This is a genomic window from Paraflavisolibacter caeni (assembly GCF_025628885.1).
Taxonomy (GTDB): Bacteria; Bacteroidota; Bacteroidia; order Chitinophagales; family Chitinophagaceae; genus Flavisolibacter; species Flavisolibacter caeni.
Genome location: NZ_JAOTIF010000005.1, coordinates 136,097 through 154,531, shown reverse-complemented (window position 1 = coordinate 154,531; position 18,435 = coordinate 136,097). Strand labels below are relative to the sequence as shown.

At 41.2% G+C, this 18,435-nt stretch carries 17 protein-coding genes; 3 read left to right on the top strand and 14 right to left on the bottom strand.

The annotated features are described in order from the left end of the window. Window positions 1-6 precede the first annotated feature (6 nt). The gene (locus OCK74_RS09610) at window positions 7-624 is read left to right on the top strand and encodes a TMEM175 family protein (protein ID WP_279296811.1); all 618 of its coding nucleotides are present in this window, start codon (window positions 7-9) and stop codon (window positions 622-624) included. A 9-nt stretch (window positions 625-633) separates the two neighbouring features. Next, a complete protein-coding gene (locus OCK74_RS09605) occupies window positions 634-1,347 on the top strand; it encodes a pirin family protein (protein ID WP_279296810.1) in 714 nt (237 codons plus the stop codon). Window positions 1,348-1,350: 3 nt separating this feature from the next. Here OCK74_RS09605 and OCK74_RS09600 read toward each other — a convergent pair whose 3' ends face one another. From OCK74_RS09600 to OCK74_RS09565, 8 genes are all read right to left on the bottom strand, one after another. Further along, on the bottom strand, window positions 1,351-1,950 hold the full coding sequence (locus OCK74_RS09600; protein WP_279296892.1) for a DUF998 domain-containing protein: 600 nt from the start codon (window positions 1,948-1,950) through the stop codon (window positions 1,351-1,353). A gap of 210 nt (window positions 1,951-2,160) precedes the next feature. Beyond that, window positions 2,161-2,646 (bottom strand): hypothetical protein, encoded by a 486-nt coding sequence (locus OCK74_RS09595; protein ID WP_279296809.1) that lies wholly within the window; start codon window positions 2,644-2,646, stop codon window positions 2,161-2,163. 84 nt (window positions 2,647-2,730) lie between these two features. After that, window positions 2,731-3,279, bottom strand: a complete 549-nt coding sequence (locus OCK74_RS09590) for a DUF1801 domain-containing protein (protein WP_279296808.1) — start codon at window positions 3,277-3,279, stop codon at window positions 2,731-2,733. Beyond that, window positions 3,280-3,774 (bottom strand): SRPBCC family protein, encoded by a 495-nt coding sequence (locus OCK74_RS09585; RefSeq protein WP_279296807.1) that lies wholly within the window; start codon window positions 3,772-3,774, stop codon window positions 3,280-3,282. Window positions 3,775-3,879: 105 nt separating this feature from the next. Beyond that, a complete protein-coding gene (locus tag OCK74_RS09580) occupies window positions 3,880-4,644 on the bottom strand; it encodes a gluzincin family metallopeptidase (RefSeq protein WP_279296806.1) in 765 nt (254 codons plus the stop codon). A 281-nt stretch (window positions 4,645-4,925) separates the two neighbouring features. Continuing rightward, a complete protein-coding gene (locus tag OCK74_RS09575) occupies window positions 4,926-5,672 on the bottom strand; it encodes a DUF2490 domain-containing protein (RefSeq protein WP_279296805.1) in 747 nt (248 codons plus the stop codon). Between the two features lie 292 nt (window positions 5,673-5,964). Continuing rightward, complete coding sequence (locus OCK74_RS09570) at window positions 5,965-8,343, bottom strand: ABC transporter permease (RefSeq protein ID WP_279296804.1); 2,379 nt, start codon at window positions 8,341-8,343, stop codon at window positions 5,965-5,967. A 264-nt stretch (window positions 8,344-8,607) separates the two neighbouring features. Continuing rightward, entirely contained in the window at window positions 8,608-9,249 is a 642-nt protein-coding gene (locus OCK74_RS09565; RefSeq protein ID WP_279296803.1) for a hypothetical protein, read from the bottom strand. A gap of 582 nt (window positions 9,250-9,831) precedes the next feature. On the opposite strand from OCK74_RS09565, the gene OCK74_RS09560 reads away from it, so the two are divergent. Further along, a complete protein-coding gene (locus OCK74_RS09560; protein WP_279296802.1) occupies window positions 9,832-12,330 on the top strand; it encodes a TonB-dependent receptor in 2,499 nt (832 codons plus the stop codon). Window positions 12,331-12,409: 79 nt separating this feature from the next. On the opposite strand, the gene OCK74_RS09555 is transcribed toward OCK74_RS09560, so the two are convergent. The 6 genes from OCK74_RS09555 to OCK74_RS09530 all read right to left on the bottom strand — a co-directional run bounded on the left by OCK74_RS09555 (window position 12,410) and on the right by OCK74_RS09530 (window position 18,289). Beyond that, complete coding sequence (locus tag OCK74_RS09555; protein ID WP_279296801.1) at window positions 12,410-13,717, bottom strand: ammonium transporter; 1,308 nt, start codon at window positions 13,715-13,717, stop codon at window positions 12,410-12,412. Between the two features lie 354 nt (window positions 13,718-14,071). Beyond that, window positions 14,072-15,043 (bottom strand): glycosyltransferase family 2 protein, encoded by a 972-nt coding sequence (locus OCK74_RS09550; protein WP_279296800.1) that lies wholly within the window; start codon window positions 15,041-15,043, stop codon window positions 14,072-14,074. A gap of 137 nt (window positions 15,044-15,180) precedes the next feature. Then, window positions 15,181-15,834, bottom strand: a complete 654-nt coding sequence (locus OCK74_RS09545) for a porin family protein (protein ID WP_279296799.1) — start codon at window positions 15,832-15,834, stop codon at window positions 15,181-15,183. A 33-nt stretch (window positions 15,835-15,867) separates the two neighbouring features. Next, window positions 15,868-16,539: a YiaD family glycine zipper/OmpA-like lipoprotein gene (locus OCK74_RS09540; protein ID WP_279296798.1), complete on the bottom strand. Its 672-nt coding sequence runs from the start codon at window positions 16,537-16,539 to the stop codon at window positions 15,868-15,870. Window positions 16,540-16,859: 320 nt separating this feature from the next. Beyond that, window positions 16,860-17,366, bottom strand: a complete 507-nt coding sequence (locus tag OCK74_RS09535) for a hypothetical protein (RefSeq protein ID WP_279296797.1) — start codon at window positions 17,364-17,366, stop codon at window positions 16,860-16,862. A gap of 224 nt (window positions 17,367-17,590) precedes the next feature. Then, the gene (locus OCK74_RS09530; protein WP_279296796.1) at window positions 17,591-18,289 is read right to left on the bottom strand and encodes a hypothetical protein; all 699 of its coding nucleotides are present in this window, start codon (window positions 18,287-18,289) and stop codon (window positions 17,591-17,593) included. Window positions 18,290-18,435 lie beyond the last annotated feature (146 nt).

The following is an 18,435-nucleotide window of genomic DNA, read 5'->3' as shown; positions in this document are numbered from 1 at the left end:
ACAAATATGGAAAATTCACAGAAAGAAACAGCCCGCATTGAAGCATTCAGCGATGGAGTTTTCGCAATAGCCATTACCCTGCTCGCATTGGAACTCCCATTTCCCCATATTGAACACATAAAGGGTAATGCAGTCCTGACCAAGGCCTTCTTTGACAATTGGCCCGCTTACCTGGCATTTGTTCTTTCCTTCTTAAGTATCCTGATCATGTGGATTAATCACCATGCACTATTTAACCATATTCATAAAACCAGTAGTGGGATCATGTTTGCGAATGGCTTTATGTTATTGTTGGTAGCTGCAGTACCTTACCCTACATCTTTAATAGCAGAGTATTTCAATACACCTGCTGAAAACAGTGCCGTTGCCGTTTATGCAGGTTTGTTCATTCTGATAAATGTGGCCTATAATTGGCTGTGGTATACTGCAAGCCGGAAAAAGCAATATTTGAAACCTGATGTCACACCGGGTACGATTCATACTATAAGGAAAATCTACTTGCTGGGCTTTCCCCCATATGTATTATCGTTTGTAGTTGCTTTTTTTAGTGCAGGCCTTTCATTGGCGATTTGCACATTGTTATGGATTTATTGGGCCGTGGTGATCAGAAAGTACAATCATTAAACCTAGTCTATGAAATCACAACTCTTTAAAAAGTCTGAAAGGGGCACAAAAGACATGGGATGGCTGAAGAGTAATTTTTATTTCAGCTTCAGTGATTATTATAATCCCCTGAAAAGCGCATTCGGAACACTGTTAGCTGTCAACGATGACTTTGTGGAGCCTGGAAAGGGCTTTGGTACGCACCCCCACAACAATATGGAAATTATCTCCATCCTGCTTCAGGGAAAGATGAACCATAAAGATTCAATGGGATATAGTACAACAATTGAAGAAGGGGGTGTGCAGATCATGAGTGCGGGTAGCGGACTCCGGCATGAAGAGTACAACATCGGAGAGGTGAATGTAAACTTTCTGCAGGTTTGGATTCAACCAAAATTGCAAAATATCAATCCAAGATACCAGCATCGGAACTTCCCCGTTGCAAAAAGGATCAACAAGCTGCAAACGATCGTTTCTGGTGAAGAAGGACTGGAGCATTGCTGGATCAACCAAAATGCAAAATTGTCACTGGGTTATTTCAATACGCCCCAGGAGATTACCTATAACTTTCAACAAGTAAACAAATGCCTGTTCATTTTTGTAATTGAAGGCAAGATAAGTGTTAATGGAACAGACCTTTCCGGGAGAGATGCCATTGGTGTTTGGGAAACCGATTCTGTACCAATTCAATGTGAGGCTGGCGCTCACTTCCTGGTAATTGAAACACCTGTCAATCAAAAATGATTTTCATAAGGCTTTAGGAACTTCGTACTCTTTTGCCTGCAAAAGAACAATTGCCATCACCACAACCCAAAGCATGAAAACACCAACGTTAATGCGCTCCCACACCCCAATCCATGGCGTGGGCAGATTCGCATCAATTTTAGGCGCGTCCAATCCTGTCAAAGTACCAAACACAAGCAGTACCACCAAAGTCACAATTGCATAAATGCGAAACCGCTTACCAAAGGCCGCTGCCGAGAACCCTATGGCGAGAAGCATCAACAGAACAGTCACTATTGAGAAAGCAATGTGAATGGTATCGGTCAGCGTTCCACCGCCCGCTGCCAGCGCATCACGTTGGTGCATCGGTGCAAATGGCCATCCCAGGCCAATCACCCCAAATAAGATCAGCAGGCCTCCTGTAATGCGCAGGAAGCGATGATTGACCGCCGATCGCCAAATACCCCATCCGAATGCAGTCACAAGTATGGTGTACACAAAACCCATAGGAACCCAAAGTGACCTTGTGGGAGCCCCTATTGCAGACAACTCGCTGATGGTTTGAGAGGCGGAACTGTAGCCGTCATACAGCATCGCCGAAACGATATTCATGGCTACATACAGCAGAGAAGCAAGCTCTTCCTTAGCAATTGATAATCAGACTTGTTGACCTTTAATCCTGAACGCAGCTCACTTCGGGACGCTTCTTGTGATGCAATAGAAGGGTTCATAACTATCCTGTCATTTCGGATATTAAGTTCAAATAAACAGGTGGATTATAAAATGATAGTAGGCAGTATTTTCTGTGATTGGTATCACCAATGCATTGCATGCTTAGAACTTATAACCAATGCCGGCATTGACTAGAGTAGGGTAATTGATTCCAAGTCGAAAAACAAATCCCGTAGTCGATTTTTCAAACCTATACCCGAGAAAGAGATCCGGTATAAAGGTTTCAGAGAATTTAGGGTCGGAAATAGTATTGGTTAACATGTATTTGAAACCCAAATCAATTTCCAAATGAGAGTTGATCTTCTTTCCAATAAGATGAACAAAGGCTGGATTGATATATTTACCTTCTCCAGCAGTAAGAAAGCTGCCAGAGCCAAAACCTAGCCTGATCTTACTACTGGATTTCTGTTTATTGAGTATCCTTCGTTCGTAGTTAACATTAAGATCAACGAAGCCAACATAGATGTTAATATTGTTAGGGGATGCAGTTGTTTGTTCAATGTTATCTTGCGCCCTTGCCTTTAAACTTCCACCAACAAGCAGTAAACTAATTAAATAATTCGCCAATAAATTTTTTCGACGAAGCATAAAATAGATTTTTTATAACTAGTAGCCTAAGTATATGTAAAAAAGTTGCTGTTCCCTTCACCTTCATTCCTGAAAATATACTATTCATTTATTGAAAGCAAGTCCTGCTTGTTTTAATAATGCATTTAACTTGGGTATACTGCTTTTCCCCATACCATGGAAGCTCAGAACTTCTTTTTCTGTCAGTCGGGAAAGTTGTTCTAAAGTAGTGATGCCATTGTTCTCTAAGGCTCGTTTGGCTGGCGCACTTAATCCCGGAAAAGAACCTTCTTTAGCCATTCGTTCTTTTTCATTTTCCTCTACTCTGAATGCCACAATCCTTTCGATTAGCTCTAAAGGCATGGGCTGATCTAGCGGAAACTGGACCGAACCCTTTCCTTGTTTGTATTTTGAAAGCTCACCAGCAAACGCTTCATGCCCTGTTGGTGTAGCATAAAAGCCAATATGTTGTTTGAAACCTGCAAAATAAACCAGTGGCTTCCCATTAGTTTTATAAACAGGCATGCCATAACTGATACTTTCAATTGCTTGTGGCGCTTTTTTCTTTATGGTCGCACGAATTTGCGATAAAGCTTGTTGCACATTTGGTGGAAAGCTTTTGATATACTCGTCCACACGATCCATTCTTTCCATTTACATCTCTTTTTGCCATTCGTTCAATGTCTTCGGATCTGTATTTAGTTTGTTTGGAAATTTATCAAGAACTAAATTCAATTGAATGTTATGCTCTAAATAGGCTTTCAGTCCGTCCAATACAGATGTGAAACCTCCGGTATTATCCTTAATGGCTCTAATCAAGTCATCTCCGGTTAAATTGAAACCATAGTTTTTGATCACTACATAAGTTGTATCATCTGTAAATGGTGTAAACACGTAGTCAACAGTAGTTGCAGGATCGCCCCATTCCGTTGAAATAAGTTGATTAGGAATAATCTCTTTTGTAAATACATTAGTGGATACACCATACATTTCCCACTCCCATTTTACTGTTTCACCAACTTCCAACCGCCCGCTTGACTTTGTAAACCAGAACTTTGTAGTGATGCTGGGGTCAATAAAAGCTTGAAATACCTCTGCCACAGGCTTTCTGATCAGCATTTGCGTTTCTACTGTTGGTGTTTGACTCATATTCTGTATGACTTTTTTATTGTTATTGTATTACCTGTTTTAATTACTGCTTATAAATGTAATACATAACTGCTATTTCGATAAACATGCTATGAGCAGTTGTCCTTATTTTAAATACTTGTCTTTTATATACCCATACCATTCTCTGCAAAATTGCTCCTCTGTTAGTTGCAACGTTCCCTTCAAGTCTCCATAGTTTTGAATAAGACGAATAAAGTTATCCTGTCCGAACTTGGTTTTAATGAATTCAGCAATGGTATAACCGCAGTCATAAATTTTCCCGCCTTTTATACGATTGTTTAATTCTGATATACTGGGGTATTTTCCATTTGTTAGGTAAGGCAGCGTTTTTGGATCAACAAACTGACCTGCTTCATAAACGCTGACTGCTTCCCAAAGCCAGGTAGGAAACGTTGCAAATTGATGATCAAACCTTTGTGAATTGAATGGTAGTGGTTCATTGTCTAAAAGTAACTTCAACGTTACAGTATGGGCAAATTCATGAACAGCTACTTTCCTGCTATCACTTTCTCCCCAGGCCTGTTCTACGAAGTGGAGCTTGGAAATGCCCTCTATGTTTCCTGAACCACCCCAGTTCTTAGTAGCTTTTATATATCGCCATCTTTGAGCGTAGATATTTACTTCAATATGATCTGAAGGCTTTGTCTTGAAATCATTGCCAATCCTTGAATAATTGCTTTCCAATACTTTGGCAAGTTCAGAAATCTTTGTGCTATCAATACTGCTGCTGAAAAGGAAAGTAAAGTGTTGCGTCTTCATCTCTTTCCTTCTTTCCGGAAGTAAAAAAACAATCAACAGCCCCAGTAGTAAAATGGCCAATGCAATAAGTATTATCTTCAACTTTCTCATCTGTTAGAAGGTGCCAGCTTTATTATAAAATAACTGCCAGAGGTTTTAACTGTTGCTGTCAGTATGTGCAATTGAAATGCAACAACCTCTCTGTATTTCCAATGGCGATTAAAGATAATTAGATGAGATCATATTTCTGAGCCAGGGAAGAGACAAATATGTAGTATAGGGCGCTTGGTTATAGTTTCTGAGGATACGCATGTACAGCGACATTGTTCCTTTATGCTTTGTTCACACAAATAGTCTTTATTGCCCAAACAAGGCTAGAGGCCTGAGGCGACTTACTTCTTTTTCTTTTGGGAAAATGTTTTTTGCAGCGCCTGGCGATTTAAATAAAACTTAAGCGCCAGGCCGACAGCACTTACGGCATCAACGTTGTCTCCGTTTCGGTACTGATACAGGTAATAGGATTCGAAATTTACATACAAGGCCACTTTAATTTCAAGGCCGATACACAACCTGAAACGGTTAGAGCCGCTCTCCGTGAAATTCACAAAATACTCTCCATACAGGTAAGGGGTAAAATACAAGTACTGGGTTTGCATATCCTTTTCAAAGGTGAGACGTGGTCTGTAGCGGGCTTTGAAATCGCTGTTTACAAAACGCCAGTCGAAACGATTTTTATTGGTCAGTAATATATCCATCGGTAAATGAAAACGTAGATTCGCTTCGGTGGCAATCGTGTGTTCCTTCACAGGATTTACAGATTTAGGTGGCGTTGATGAGTAATAATATCCCATCCTTAACCACAAATAATATCCTCTTGAACTGTCCTTGAGTTGGGGCATGAATTTTTGACGCAATGATGAATTGGCAAAATAATCGACATATATTCCTGTGCTTCCATCCGTATAATCAGAGGTCCTTAACCTGGTGACAGAAACCATGGCAAAGAGCCTCCATTTATTATTGAAACTGTAATAGACATTGAGCTCAGGCCAGCCTTCCTTTCGAGCCCCGGTACTATCCTGGGCCATTAACGGAAACGCATACAGCAGAATGATGACGATATATATTGCCTTTTTCAAACGCTCATTTTGTTATTAGCAATGCATTTTGCCAGCTTCAATACTTGACAGTTCCTTTGAATTCACTAAGGCAACACTAATTTACTCATCTTTCTGCTCTGACGTATCGCCGCCTTTGCCAATTCGATGTCTGTGCCCTGAATAGTGGCGAAGCGCATATTTGCAACTGTTTTCTTTTCCGTTGCAACAATCGTTTCTATGTTAAAAAGATGCACTAACGTTTGAACCAGCTACATGTATTTGTTGGAGTTATGAGAGATCACTTTACAACCTTGACTACTACTAATTGCGCTTACTCCGTCCGCAGACTTTTTACTGGGTTTGCTATTGCCGCCTTGATGGATTGATAACTTACTGTGATTAAGGCAACAAAAAGTGCTATGAGCCCCGCCAATGCATACATCCACCAGGTGAGGCTGACACGATAGGTAAAGCCTTGCAACCATTTATTCATTAGCCAGCCGGCTATTGGAAACGCAATAATCAAGGCTAAAGCCACTAGTCTGATAAAATCTTTTGACAGAAGAGCTACTATACCGGCCTCACTGGCACCGAGCACTTTGCGAACACCGATTTCTTTAGTGCGTTTCTGAGTAGCAAAAGCAGCTAAACCAAAGAGACCAAGACAGGAGATAATGATGGATAAAAGGGAAAAGGCATTGAATAACTTACCCATTCGCTGCTCTGCCCTGTATAGCTTTGATAGATCCTCGTCCACAAACCCATAAAAAAATGGATAGTCACCGTATATCTTTCCGAATACATTCTTAATAGCAGCAACAATAGTGTGCATGTTTTTGGGCGTGGTTCGCAGCACCACATGACCGCCGGCAAAATTGTTTTTGATAACAAGTGGCTCAACAGGCTGTTGCACCGGCTTAAAATTGAAATCTTTAACCACACCAATAATTGTTCCTTGCTTATCTTCCAGGCTAATAGATAGTTTTTTACCAATTGCTGTCGAAGGCTGAAGCCCCATGGCCCTTACCGTAGCTTCGTTGACCACATATGTACTGTCATCTGTTTTTAAGTCTTTGGAAAAGAACCGCCCGGCCACCAGTTGCATTCTGAAAGTTTTAATGAAGTTTTCATCAGTGCGCAACCGGTAGGCAATGACTTGATCACTGGTTGCTTTAGTTGGCCATGAAAGAAGGCTTCCTGATGTAAGATAGGTAGGCAACTCGTCTGTAATGGTATAATCACTAATGCCAGGTTGCTGATCAAGGATTGCTTTCAAGGCCTCCTTGTTGTTGTGCAGGTCGCCCACCTCGGGCATTTTTAAATAGAGTAAGTTTTCTTTGGTAAAACCAATATCTCGGTTCTTGATAAACTGAAGCTGACGATAAACGACAATGGTACTGATCATTAAGATGACCGATATAGAAAATTGAAGTATGACCAAACCGCTTCGTAAAAAAGATTTTTTACCTTCAAAAATCTTCAAGCCTTTTAAAACATTAATGGGATGAAAAGAAGAGAGAAATAAAGCTGGATAGCTACCAGAAATGATTCCTACAACTATAGCTGTCCCTAGAAAAGAACCAACGATTTTTCCATCTAACAGGTTTATTGAAAGTGATTTTGATGACAAATCATTAAATAAAGGAAGCAGGAGCAGCACCAGGCCGGTAGCGACAATCAGTGAAATGAGCGATAATAATAGCGACTCTCCCAGGAACTGCAGTATAAGCTGGGAGCGAAGTGCCCCTATTGTTTTACGCAACCCTACTTCTTTTGCCCTTTGGGCAGATAGAGCAGTCGATAAATTTATGAAGTTGATACAGGCAATCAACAAAATAAAGATGGCTATAAGCGAAAATATGGTGACATGCTCATTATTGCCCTGGCCCTCTACATCCAGCATATAATGGGAGTGCAAATGAATATCGGTGAGGGGTTGAATAGATAGGTTCGCCTGAACTTCTTTATTATTCTTTGCAGGAAGCTCATTTATTTGTTCTTCTATTTTCTTAATTGACGTTGCAGTAGCGCTGAAATTGTCCGCAAGCTGAAAATAAACAAACGCGTCGAAGTTATTCCACGATCCCTCTGGATTGTTTATTCGATCATACTGCTCCATGGGTAAGAGTAGATCAAACTGCAGGTGTGAGTTATGCGGAATATTTTTTAATACACCCGTAACCATCAAGTTTCTGCCCTTGATATCATCATCAATATAAATGATCTTACCAACCGCAGATTCCGCACTGCCAAAGTATTTGATGGCGGTTGCCTCCGTCAGCACCACCGCGTCCGGAGATGTTAAAACGCTGGTTAGATTTCCTTTCAATAAGGGATAACTGAAAATTTTCAAGAAGTTAGAGTCAGCATAATAGATTCTCTTTTCGTCAAACTTCTTTGTTCCAACGGTAATGATTTTATGAAGAGCCGAAAGGCGGGTGGCATTCTCTACACCTGGGATCTCGGCTTTGATAGCTGCAGCCAGTGGTGGTGGAACAACAGCTGCTTCTACATCTGCTAGTTTGGCTGTTATTCGGTAGATCTTATCTGCTTTTGCATTAAACCGGTCAAAGCTTAGTTCATCCTGTACCCAAAGAAAAATGAGCAGGCTGCAAGCCATTCCGGTAGCAAGTCCAAAAACATTCACAGTAGTGAATAGTTTGTTCCTTATTAAATTGCGAAGAGCTGTTTTTAGATAGTTTCGAAACATAAACGTTGGTTGGGTTTTCTTCTTTCAAGCAATTATGATTCGTTTGCAGGTTGAAGTACTGCCTTTTTGTGTTTCATTAATAACCATGCCTCTTTACAGGTTAATGTTTATCAGCCATCTATGAGTTTGATGATTTTACAGGGTGTACGGATTCGTACAATAGCTGTGCGGTTTTGATATACCGGTTGGCAACGTACAGGTTGTGTTTCCTGGTCCGAGTTTCTGGACACTTAAAAAAATACTGTTTACAAATTGTTGTTCACTCTAAATCTGTAATGACACCAGGTAGTCTTCTTTCTTTCCGAAATCTTCTATAAGTTCCAAAGTTCTATCCATCCTTTTCTGCCACACCACCTCCCAGGCTCCCACCTGCTCCCAACCATTCACCCCACCAGCATGCACACCTTTCATCGCTCCATACACTCCACCAGCATGCCCCATGAACAATTCCCCCTTCACCACCCTCACATCAGCTATTTCCCTTCTGCCCGTGCTCATCATGCCCCTCACCGCCAGCTGCTTCCTCAGCCACTGCTTGTCCCCCTGCATCCCCATATACAACCGGATGGCCGCCTGGTAGACATGCTTCCGCTTCTTTCGGGGCAGGGTCTTTCGGAAGGCCTTCTTTTGTTCCGGATCCGAGAGGATCCACTGGGCATACACCACTGCCTCCTTAAACAGATCCCTCCTTACCCTTTGCTTTTCAGAGGCTACTATTCTGCTCATGTCTGGGTACTTGGTGATCACGATCCTTTTCTTCCACTTCTTTTTCTTGTTCCCCCTATAATGCTTCACCACAAAACACTTCCCAATCGAGCCCCGGATCATGCCCAACAAGAGTCTAGGTACCTGCTTGCCATCCTTGATCACCACCCTTTCTTTACTATTGATATAGACCTGTTCCATATAGCTCCTCCATTTATACCCTAAAGCTACTCCGCCCCACCCACAAGCAAAAACCTCCTGGCCGATTTGGCATAAAATGGCAGGAAATGACCGCTTTTGTCCGCTTCCCCTTCAGGTTTCAAGCAGGGATCCTTCGTACCTCAAGTATACCTGAAGCATACCATCAGTATACCTACAGTAGGGCAACAGTATCCTTCTTCGTTCCTAATCCTCTCAAAAGAATCTTTTCTTCCACTCCTTCCTCTTCCCCCAATAAAACCCAGACTCCTCCATCTCTTTATTCACCATTGACCATTCACCCCACCATCATTCCCTCGATTCGTCAATCTCTAATCATAAATTACATGAACGGTAAATGTCGTAAGTACATTTCATTCTAGGTTTGCCTAAAATTCACAAGGATGACCATCCATTTTTTCATTTCATCAACTACAAAAGCATAACAAACTTTTGTAGCACAATTGTGAAAAGAAAAATATCCTGTAACCAATGATTGCTTTTTGCGTCCAATTGTGTGTTAACACTTTGGAGATATTGAAAAATAGATCATAATCAAAATTGAAACCTGTTAACTCATCTGCAATGAAACATTTAAACTCCTTTACCAACTTATATGTTAGGATGACTGCAATGCTCATTTTCTTGTTATTATTGTCAGCCACTGCAACAATGGCTCAAACGTTCAGCAAGATTTCGGGCTCGGTTCAGGAAACTGGCGGCAAAGGCCTGAATGGCGTCACTGCCTCATTATTGAAAGCAAAAGACTCGTCTTTAGCGAAAGCGTCTGTTACAGATAAAAATGGCCTGTACGAATTTGAAAATATAAAAGAAGGACAGTACCTCATTTCCTTTACCTCTGTTGGTTTTGAAAAGAAAACGACTCAAGTCATCAGTCTTACCTCTGGTAATGCGATGCAGATACCTGCAGTAATACTGCAACAGGTCGCAAAAGGTCTCTCTGAAGTAACCGTTCAAGCCAAAAGGCCTTTAGTTGAAAATAAGATTGATAAAATGGTCGTAAATGTAGACGCCTCACCAACCAATGCTGGCGCCAATGCTCTTGAAGTGCTGGAAAAGTCGCCTGGTGTCAGTGTGGATCGTGATGGAAACATCAGCATCAAAGGCAAGCAGGGTGTTATTGTATTGATCGATGGCAAGCAAACCTATTTGAGCGGCCAGGACCTGGCAAACCTTTTACGCAACATGCCGGCAAGCCAGCTCGATCAGGTGGAAATCATGACACAACCCTCCGCAAAATATGATGCTTCTGGCAACTCCGGCATCCTCAATTTGAGAACCAAGAAGAACCTCGCAAAGGGGTTCAACGGTACCATCAATTTGTCGTATGTCCAGGGACGTTATCCGAAATCTCCTAATAGTTTCAACTTTAATTACAGATCAGGAAAGATAAACCTGTTTACCAACCTCAGCTATTCCTATTGGTCTGGTTTCAACGATCAGCATCTGACAAGAAAATTCCATAAAGATGGTGAGTTGGAATCTGTTTTTGAACAACAGGCCGACCAAAAGCATTATGGCCATAACTACAATGCCAGAATAGGTTTGGATTATAGTATTGATAAAAACACAACAATAGGCTTTTTAGTGAACGGTACCCATAATCCCCGTAGGTGGGAAAACAATGGTCGGGCAGATATTTACAATGGAAAAGGTGAATTAGATTCCTTTAATGTTGTTCAAACCATCAACAGGGATACATGGCAGAACCTCGGTGCCAACCTCAACTTCAGGCGGGTATTGAATGCCAATGGAAGGGAGTTTACAGTAGATCTGGATCGCATTGCATACAAAACTAGGAGCCGTCAGACTTCTGATAACTATAATTATTTCCCGGATAATACCTATTCAGTGGATCCCTTCCTTCTGAGGGGCAACCTGCCGTCTGAAATCACTATATACAGTGGAAAAGCAGATTATGTTCATCCTTTAACGAAGGAATCAAAGTTTGAGGCAGGTGTTAAAAGCAGTTATGTGTCCACTGATAATGATGCTCAATATACACTCTATGACCATGGAGAAGCTGAATGGGTGGTTGATAACAATAGAAGTAATCGCTTCAAATATGAGGAGAATATAAATGCTGCTTATGTTAATTACAACAGGCAAATGAAGAAATGGGGTGTGCAAACCGGCTTACGTATAGAAAATACCATTTCAAAGGGTAATCAGTTTGGAAATGCAGTCCAAAAGGATTCTTCATTCAAAAAGAATTATACGCAACTGTTTCCTACAGCTTATATAAGTTATGCGATGAACGATAAAAACCAGTTTGGTTTATCCTATGGCCGCCGCATTGAAAGGCCTAACTACCAGGATATGAACCCGTTTCAGTATTTACTGGATCAATACACCTATCGTCAGGGAAATCCAAATCTTGCGCCGCAGTTCACACATAACATAGAGCTAAGCCATAATTATCGTAAAGCCTTGAATACCACACTGAGCTTTACATCTACAACCGACATCCTGAACGATATCCTGAAGCAAAATGATGAAACCAAGGTGACTTACCAAACGAAAGAGAATGTTGCGAAACGCCAGACAATAGGTCTTTCAGTAAGCTACAATGCCCCGGTTACCAAATGGTGGGCGACAAGTGTCTATATGAATGTCAATAATAGCCATTACGAAGGCATTGTGAATAACAGTCCATTGGATGTTAGCCTGGTATCTTTCATGGGTAATACTAGCCAGCAGTTCAAATTTGCAAAAACATGGAGTGCTGAAGTCAACGGCTTCTATCGCACAGCTGCCCAGGAAACCGGCATGTTCCTGATTCGCCCAATGGGAGTTGTTTCTTTCGGCTTTGGCAAACAGATCATGAAGAATAAGGCATCCTTAAAGCTGAATATATACGACCCGTTTTATCTTCAGAAGGCTAGAGTGGTCATAGACCATGATAATATTGATGTTTACGTAACAAACAAGTGGGACAACCGCCGCGTCGGATTAAACTTTATTTACCGCTTTAGCAAAGGTCAGAATACCCAGGCCCAAAACAGGAGGTCCAGCAGTGCTCAGGAAGAGCAAAATAGAGTAGGAGGCGGTAACGGCCAATAAAATAGTAATCAGAACATAACAATGAAAAGGCTGCCTCTAACGATAGAGACAGCCTTTCTTACATAGGAATAAGCTTATTTTATAATTCTTCACCATGCTGAGTAAGATCCAGGCCAATCTCTTCTTCAGCAGATGATACACGCAGTGGGCTAATGGCATTAGTAACAACAAGCAGTATATAAGAACCCACAAAGGCAAATATGGATACGACAACTAATGCCATCAGGTGTGTGAGGAATAATTTTGTTTCCCCATAATATAATCCATTACCTGTGGTGTTTGCTGAGTTGACTTGCTGGGTGGCAAATATGCCGGTCAAAAGCATACCCGTCATACCGCCAACACCATGGCAGGGGAATACATCCAATGTGTCATCGATCTTTGTCCGTGACCTCCAGATAACGACAAGACTGCTGACAACTGCAGCAACAACACCGATAACAATAGAATGAGGTACTGTTACATAGCCCGCTGCCGGCGTAATAGCTACCAAACCTACAACAGCTCCGATACAGGCTCCCATCGCAGATGGTTTCCTTCCCCTGAACATGTCAAAAAATATCCAGGCCATGGCTGCAGCGGCAGATGCTGTGGTGGTGTTTGCCAGGGCTGTTGATGCTAAAGTTCCTGCTCCTGCAGCTGACCCGGCGTTAAATCCAAACCAGCCAAACCACAGCAAACCTGTTCCTAATATGACATAACTGATTCTCGCAGGTGTGTGATCCGGCTCATTTCTGCCTTTGAGATATAAGGCTGAGGCAAGGGCTGCCCAACCGGCTGACATGTGCACCACGGTTCCTCCTGCAAAATCAAGCACGCCTTGTTTAAACAATATCCCATCTGGATGCCACGTAGCATGAGCTAGTGGGGCATAGATGAACATCATGAATAAACAAATAAAAATGAGATAGGAGTTAAAACGGATGCGCTCTGCAAAGGCTCCGGTGATGAGTGCAGGGGTTATTACAGCAAATTTTAACTGGAACATAGCAAAGAGCACCAATGGAATAGTCGGTGCAAGGGGCCAAACCGCATTCCCTACCATACCCTTCATCATAAAGAACGTAGTGGGATTGCCAACAATACCACCTATATCATCTCCAAACGCAAGACTAAATCCAAAAATGGCCCACAATACCGTAATGACGCCCATACAGACAAGGCTCTGCAACATAGTCGAGAGTACATTTTTCCTTCTTACCATCCCGCCATAGAAATAAGCCAACCCGGGGGTCATCAATAATACAAGAGCTGTGGCCACCAGCAGCCATGCTGTATCACCGGTATCGATCTTGTTTTCTGCAATATTAACTGAGTGAAAGGAGGGGAACATCAGGCCTAAGATTACCGCGACGACCGCTAGGATAAAAGGTGCTTTTCTTTTCATTTGAGTAAATTTTTGGCGGTTATAAGATATGAGAGATGTAAAATCTTGACTTTTGTATGCTTAAATTACAAATAATTGGTAAAAAAGTATCAATATTTTTTATTTTAATACATACGGGTGGTATGTTTAAAGCTTGTGAAGGGCATACAAAAATGGCAATGAATTTGGCTTGCACTGAATCCAACTTGGTAAGAGTGTGCTGCCCAGCATAATTATGATGAAAAGAAAGGAGGGTGCCTGCAAAGAAGTAAACTAATAAAGTAAGAAGTGGTAATCGCTAGTGAAAATCAATGCATGTAAAAAGAAAAGCCCGGGTGCCCGGGCTTTTCTTTTAGTAAGTTTTATACTATTTGATTAAGTAGGTTGCACTACTTGCCTCTCCTTTTCGAACTCTTTCTTGGTGTGCAACTTCCTTACTTTATACGTTTTCTTGTTCTGCGATTCATAATAGGTTCTCATGGCAATTTCTGAAATAATACCTATTGTGATCATTTGAATACCGCCCAGTAGAAAAATTAATCCTAGGATAAGTATTGGCTTACCCCAAATATCATGTCCCATGATCTTTAAGACCAATAGGTAGAGATTGATCAGTACACCCAGGCCCAAAGAGGCAAAGCCGATTGTGCCAAACAGGTGCATGGGCTTTTGCATATAACGGCGGAAAAAGACCATTAATACAAGGTCTGACATCACTTTGAATGTCCGGTTAATTCCATACTTGCTGGAACCGAATTTCCTGGGGTGGTGCTTCACGTCCACTTGTGTGATTCTTGCTCCTTGCAGTTTAGCCAGCACCGGGATAAAGCGGTGTAATTCGCCATACAGGCCCAGATCTTCAGCTATTTCCCTGCGGAAAACTTTCAGTGTGCAGCCGTAATCCCTGATATAAACACCTGTCAACCGGCGAATCAGGGCATTGGCAATCTTGCTTGGGATCTTACGCAGTACCATCCCGTCTTTTCGGTTTTTACGGTTACCAGCCACAACATCCCAGTCTTCTCTTTTCAGCAGGTCGAGCATGAAAGGAATATCGGTAGGGTCATTTTGAAGGTCGCCATCAATCATGGCAATGAATTCACCACGGGCATAATCAATACCTGCCGTCATGGCCGTACTCTGACCATAGTTTTTCCTCAATTCCACTAAAACGGTGCGTTCGTCAGCGTACTCCAGGATACGCTTTCTTGTATTGTCTGTAGAGCCGTCGTCTACCAGGATAATTTCGTAATTAAAATCTTTTAATGCAGAACGGACAGCATACAGTAATGGCCTCACGTTGTCTTCCTCGTTCATTACCGGAATAACCAGAGATAACTCTATCATAATTATTAAAAGCCCAAAGGTAGGATGAACCGGGGATTTAGTCTTTGGATTTAAGGGATTGCTAAGAAAACAAGAGAAAGGGGCGCCGGTACGGCGCCCCTTTGTAAGATCCTTAATTAAGTGATTATCAATTTGTTTTAGAAACGGTAACCTAAAGAGAATCCCCAGCCGGTATTCCGCCAGTTGGTTTTATCATTTGAGACACCTGATACCTTTGGATTGATATCTACAAGTCCTAATTGCGCATTCAACTGGAAAGAAAGCTTATTCGAGAATTCATATCCTGCCAGGAAATTAGCTCCTGCATCCATCCGTTTAAACGTGGCACCTTCCGTAGCGGAATGTTCGTTAGAAAATTCTATATCTACTTCATCCTGGTCATTTTCTATCTTGCCTCCAATTCCAAATCCTACATAAGGACCAAATCCTACTACCATTTTGCCTGTACCTAAAACAGGTTTATAGAGTAAGTTCACAGGAATATCAATGTAAGATAGCTTTATTTTGGTATCACTATTTTCCCATTTAGTGCCTTTCTGCGTAAATAAAACACCTGGTTGGATATAAGTGTCTGTGCCTACTGGTATTTCTGCATTCACGCCTGCATTAAAACCTGTTTTTAGATCATTTTGCAACTTATTGTCTTCACCATCTTTCCCATTAATATTTTGGAAATTAACACCTGCCCGTATTCCAAAGGTTGTCTTGTTTGCGGTAACGGTCGTTTTCTGGGCAAAGATTGATACACTGAAAATAGTTGCTGCTGTCAGCAAGAAAAATTTTGTTTTCATACTACTCGATTATGGGTTTAAAAAATTGAAAGTTTATTGGCCTGCTTCTTTTTTCGCGTCGTTGATCATTTTCTGGTTTGCAGTAATGACGAACTCAACGCGGCGGTTTTCTGCACGGCCTGCTTCTGTTTCATTGGAAGATTTAGGATCTGTTTCTCCCATGCCTTTAGTGGTTACACGCGTACTGGCAACGCCTTTGCTTTTAAGGTAGGTAGCTGCGGCATTGGCTCTGCGCTCAGAAAGAGTCTTGTTATATGAATCAGAACCAACACTATCGGTATGGCCAAGTATTTCAATGTTGGTATCTGGGTATTTGTTCAAAACATTTACCAGCTTGTCCAGATTTTGCTGTGCAGAAGTACCCAGGTCGGAGCGGTTAAATCCAAAGAGTACTTTATCTTTAAACTCTACAACGATACCTTCACCTACGCGTTTTACTTCTGCATCACCCAACACTTCTTCCATTTCTTCGGCTTGTTTATCCATTTTTTTGCCGATTACTGCTCCTGCGGCTCCGCCCGCTGCTGCACCTATGATGGCACCCATTGCGGTATTGCCTAGTGAGCGGCCGATAACACCACCGATAACACCGCCACCTGCGGCACCGATAACTGCTCCCTTTTGGGAACGATTCATTGTTTTACATCCGCCTGCCATTAATCCAACTAACACTAGCATTAATGCAAACTGTCTAACTGTGTTCATATGTATCGATTTTAAATAAAGTTTTCAAACACCGTACCTGTCTTTTGGTACAATTATTTTATAGGCAAGCTCGTATATGAAATTGCACTTCTGGCTCGAACTAAAGTGCGTTTATAGATTCCGGGTATATTAGAGTAAGTAGTATTTGAAAAGTTTAAAACAAGAGGGAACAATCTCTCTTATTTTTTGCAGCGCAAAAGTAGGGAGAGTTCAATTGTAATTATCTGGATGTTGAAAAAAAATATTTACAGTATGATCAATGTAAAGACATTTCAATCTTTATTGAACCAATAAGTGGAGATGTTGAAGCCAATATTTGTTTATGCGGTTAGATTTCTCATTAGCCATCCTGCTTGTGATGTAGCACCTTGTTCAAGAGCTACCATACTGGCAATTTCTTCCTGGGCTTTTTTTATAGCAGCGTTTACAAGACGATGATGCACGGGTTCGTTTTCCTGGCAGTTGATTCTATTTGTTATTTCCACCAGGCGGTTACTTCCAAAATGTTTAAATAAAGGTTCGTCCAAAGATGAATAAACTTCTGCTTGAGTGAGGTGTAGTTTTTTATAGAGCTCTTTTTCTTTATGATGTAAAGGGTAGTGCTCGGCAAATATTACAGGCACGTTTTTAATATGATCATGTGTAACCTGGCGGGAAGGAAATAGGGTAGAAGTGGGTAGGTTTGCTTGAGTGATCAGGTTTTCTAATTGGTGCAATGTGTCCTCAAACCAGGTGATAATTACAGTATTTGAATTTTGCTTCAATCGCTCAATGCAATTATTCCACTTTGCTTTTTCATTTAACCAAACAGTTTCAATTACTCCCATATGATTGAGGTTTAAAGATGATGAATCATGAGTGTTTCATAAAACTAATTTACTTCGATGTTTTGGTTTAAAACTTATTTTACAACAATTACTTTAATATAACTAATTACCATTAGTAATGTTTATATCATGATCCTAAGCAGATACATCTATATAAAAAAATGGGGGCCGCAAGACTACGGCCCCTCTCCCCTTGTTTATGCAAATGAAAATGAAAAACTAATTTATGGTTGCTGCGGCTTTTGAGGCTGCTGCGGTTGTTGTCCAGACTGATTCAACGTGTCCTGTGTTTGAACACCTTGATTTTGTAAACTATCTGTAGCATTCAAACCAGGCTGAGTCATAGGCATTTGTTTAGTTGCTGTATAGTACTTTGCCTTAGTCTTAACCTTTGTGTCTTTTGTTTTGATCTTTACATCTGTTGGTTCACCTGCTGGTTGAGTTGTAGTATTTAATGCTGTAAAAACAGAAGTCGGATCAGCTTCATTGTACGGTACGCCTAATGCTACGTTCAATTGGTGAGCTGTAGAATCATAGAACAATGTTCCTTCTGGAACCTGGGTGCCGCTAGCTGTTTTTTGAGAAAGAATTCTGTATGTTGAAGGAGATTTCTTTAAATAAGCTTTAATTCTTCCTTGTGGTAAACCTTCAACCCATACAATTCCTCTGCTTGCAGAGTCCATGGTAACTGTTACCGTAGATGCAGCAGGATCTGTGGCGTTATTTAATTGATAAGTACCCAAAGCTGGAAAAACTCTTTCCGTAGACATGGCTTCAGGCATAGGTTGCATTTTGTACTTTGCACGGATAGAATCAACTGTAGTGCCTCGACGAGTAGAGTCGATATTGGTAGTTGGTTGCTGTGCTTGTGCAGATGCTGTGACAAATAAGGCTGTAATAGCCATAAAAATGGTGTTCTTCATACGTTCGCGTTATTGAGTGTTTTCTAATTAGGTTTTGCCCTTTATACACAATATTGTGCCAAAAATGAAGTTTGGAGAAAGAAGTTTAAAATTTGATGCAGAATACAGGTTTTATAAAACTATTCTTTTCTGCTATAGGCTTTTTA

What these genes read in the sequence shown, in the direction of transcription:
- OCK74_RS09610 (WP_279296811.1), top strand. Translation starts at nt 7, where the DNA reads ATGGAAAATTCACAGAAAGAAACAGCCCGCATTGAAGCATTCAGCGAT.
- OCK74_RS09605 (WP_279296810.1), top strand. Translation starts at nt 634, where the DNA reads ATGAAATCACAACTCTTTAAAAAGTCTGAAAGGGGCACAAAAGACATG.
- OCK74_RS09595 (WP_279296809.1), bottom strand. Translation starts at nt 2,646, where the DNA reads ATGCTTCGTCGAAAAAATTTATTGGCGAATTATTTAATTAGTTTACTG.
- OCK74_RS09590 (WP_279296808.1), bottom strand. Translation starts at nt 3,279, where the DNA reads ATGGAAAGAATGGATCGTGTGGACGAGTATATCAAAAGCTTTCCACCA.
- OCK74_RS09585 (WP_279296807.1), bottom strand. Translation starts at nt 3,774, where the DNA reads ATGAGTCAAACACCAACAGTAGAAACGCAAATGCTGATCAGAAAGCCT.
- OCK74_RS09580 (WP_279296806.1), bottom strand. Translation starts at nt 4,644, where the DNA reads ATGAGAAAGTTGAAGATAATACTTATTGCATTGGCCATTTTACTACTG.
- OCK74_RS09570 (WP_279296804.1), bottom strand. Translation starts at nt 8,343, where the DNA reads ATGTTTCGAAACTATCTAAAAACAGCTCTTCGCAATTTAATAAGGAAC.
- OCK74_RS09565 (WP_279296803.1), bottom strand. Translation starts at nt 9,249, where the DNA reads ATGGAACAGGTCTATATCAATAGTAAAGAAAGGGTGGTGATCAAGGAT.
- OCK74_RS09560 (WP_279296802.1), top strand. Translation starts at nt 9,832, where the DNA reads ATGAAACATTTAAACTCCTTTACCAACTTATATGTTAGGATGACTGCA.
- OCK74_RS09555 (WP_279296801.1), bottom strand. Translation starts at nt 13,717, where the DNA reads ATGAAAAGAAAAGCACCTTTTATCCTAGCGGTCGTCGCGGTAATCTTA.
- OCK74_RS09550 (WP_279296800.1), bottom strand. Translation starts at nt 15,043, where the DNA reads ATGATAGAGTTATCTCTGGTTATTCCGGTAATGAACGAGGAAGACAAC.
- OCK74_RS09545 (WP_279296799.1), bottom strand. Translation starts at nt 15,834, where the DNA reads ATGAAAACAAAATTTTTCTTGCTGACAGCAGCAACTATTTTCAGTGTA.
- OCK74_RS09540 (WP_279296798.1), bottom strand. Translation starts at nt 16,539, where the DNA reads ATGAACACAGTTAGACAGTTTGCATTAATGCTAGTGTTAGTTGGATTA.
- OCK74_RS09535 (WP_279296797.1), bottom strand. Translation starts at nt 17,366, where the DNA reads ATGGGAGTAATTGAAACTGTTTGGTTAAATGAAAAAGCAAAGTGGAAT.
- OCK74_RS09530 (WP_279296796.1), bottom strand. Translation starts at nt 18,289, where the DNA reads ATGAAGAACACCATTTTTATGGCTATTACAGCCTTATTTGTCACAGCA.